Raw genomic sequence first — 679 nt, 5'->3', positions numbered from 1 at the left:
CGAACCCGAGCCTCTTCAGCGAGCCGTGCCTCTTCCGCGAGCCGCGCCTCTTCAGCGAGCCGGGCCTCTTCCTCGCGGCGCTCTTCCTCTGCACGAACCCGAGCCTCTTCGGCGAGTCGGGCCTCTTCAGCGAGCCGAGCCACTTCAGCGAGCCGAGCCTCTTCAGCGAGCCGGGCCTCTTCCTCGCGTTGTTCTTCCTCGGCACGGAGTCGAGCCTCTTCAGCGCGTAGCTCTTCAGCGAGCCGCGCCTCTTCAGCGAGCCGTGCCTCTTCCGCGAGCCGCGCCTCTTCAGCGAGCCGCGCCTCTTCAGCGAGCCGTGCCTCTTCAGCGAGCCGTGCCTCTTCAGCGAGCCGTGCCTCTTCCGCGAGCCGTGCCTCTTCCGCGCGACGCTCTTCCTCCGCACGGACCCGGGCCTCTTCGGCGAGCCGGGCCTCTTCAGCGAGTCGCTCTTCCTCCGCACGGACCCGGGCCTCTTCGGCAAGTCGCGCCTCTTCAGCGAGCCGGGCTTCTTCAGCGAGTCGCTCTTCCTCTGCGCGGACCCGCACCTCTTCGGCGAGTCGAGCCTCTTCAGCGAGGCGCTCCTCTTCCGCCAGCCGAGCCTCTTCGGCGAGTCGGGCATCTTCAGCGCGGCGCTCTTCTTCCGCACGAACCCGAGCCTCTTCAGCGAGCCGAGCCTCTT

At 68.6% G+C, this 679-nt stretch carries 1 protein-coding gene; it reads right to left on the bottom strand.

All coding sequences use genetic code 11. From position 1 onward, the window contains the following. The coding region (locus HUA75_RS46035) for a hypothetical protein (RefSeq protein WP_174490136.1) at positions 1-679 on the bottom strand (679 nt) is incomplete at both ends.

Source organism: Myxococcus sp. CA040A, from assembly GCF_013336725.1.
Taxonomy (GTDB): Bacteria; Myxococcota; Myxococcia; order Myxococcales; family Myxococcaceae; genus Myxococcus; species Myxococcus llanfairpwllgwyngyllgogerychwyrndrobwllllantysiliogogogochensis.
This window is presented reverse-complemented; position numbering and strand designations above follow the sequence as displayed.